The organism is Bacillus sp. AF62 (genome assembly GCF_050312695.1).
Lineage (GTDB): Bacteria > Bacillota > Bacilli > Bacillales > Bacillaceae_G > Bacillus_A > Bacillus_A cereus.
This window is the reverse complement of record NZ_JBNPJZ010000028.1, coordinates 1-1321: the sequence shown is the minus strand read 5'-3', so window position 1 is coordinate 1321 and position 1321 is coordinate 1. Positions and strand designations below refer to the sequence as shown.

The following is a 1321-nucleotide window of genomic DNA, read 5'->3' as shown; positions in this document are numbered from 1 at the left end:
GCTGTACATGAAAATGACGAATTCGAGTATGAGTTGGGGCTGCATCCTAAATTGGAGCATAAGCCATCACATGGAGATCGTGGTGCGTTTATTGGTGCGTATGCAGTTGCTCATTTTAAAGACGGCGGGTATCAAATGGAGTTCATGCCGAAAAGTGAAATTGAGAAACGCCGGAAACGTTCTGCAGCCGCTAATTCTAGCTATAGCCCTTGGAGTAGCGACTATGAAGAAATGGCGAAGAAAACCGTGGTTCGTTACATGTTTAAATACTTACCAATCAGCATAGAAGTACAAACACAAGCGCAGCAAGATGAAGTAGTGCGAAAAGACATTACGGAAGAGCCGGAGTTTATTGAAGTGGAATTGGAAGAGCAAGAGGAACTACCTGTAGAACAAAAAGAGATTATATCAGAAAAATAATAGAGACAATTACATGGCATAGGAGTGGGGATGGAATCATGCTGAAAGATGAGAGAATACGCAGCTTTTTTATACTTGATAACGAAGTCGTAGATGATGAACGATTGACGCATAAAGAAATGGCGGTGTATATCACGCTTTGTCGACATGTCAACAAAGAAACGGGGGCATGCTTCCCCTCTTTATCCACAATCAGAAAGAAAGTCGGAATGTCCAAAAACACAGTCATTAAATCATTAAACATCCTAATTGAGATGGGCTATGTAACAAAAGAAAAGCGTGCATCCAAAGAACAAGGGAATATGTCAAATTGTTATTGCATCAACGATGTTCACCAATTGAACAGGGGAGTTCGGGAAATGAATGGAGCTTGTTCAGGAGATGAACGAAGGCTTGTTCATGAGGTGAGCACGAACAATACTAATATTAACAATACTAAGTTAACAAGATATATACCGTCCGAAATGGAAGAGGAGACGCCATCAGAGAAAGCAATCGTTCAACAGCAAGAGGAGAAAGAAGCGTGTGAATCCATCTTCCAACACTGGAACGAAAAGGAGATTATCGAACACCGTGTACTGACGCAGAAGACCGTATCCAAAATCAAAGCAAGATTAAACACCTTCGGTGTAGAGGAGTTGCAGCAAGCCATAGATCACTATCACACCGTGTTAACCAGGCCAGAATATTTCTGGGAGTACAGGTGGTCACTGCAAGAGTTTTTGCGAAGTGATGAAAACGTGGAAAAGTTCTTGAATACAGCGTACCTCAAGGGATTACGGAAAAAAGAGTTTCAGCATCAGGTGGATTTGCCTACTGCACGAACGAGTGGATTCCCACCTGCGAAAGGCATTGTGGAAAGCCAAGTGGATGTAGATGACATTTATGCAACATTAGGGGA

The 1321-nt window shown here is 42.2% G+C and carries 2 protein-coding genes; both read left to right on the top strand.

The genetic code is table 11. From position 1 onward, the window contains the following. Window positions 1–420: recombinase RecT (locus ACQRBL_RS03620; RefSeq protein ID WP_427733925.1), on the top strand; the 420-nt coding region annotated here is incomplete at its 5' end. Between the two features lie 38 nt (window positions 421–458). Beyond that, window positions 459–1321 (top strand): helix-turn-helix domain-containing protein (locus ACQRBL_RS03615; RefSeq protein ID WP_427733923.1); only part of this gene is annotated, 863 nt, incomplete at its 3' end.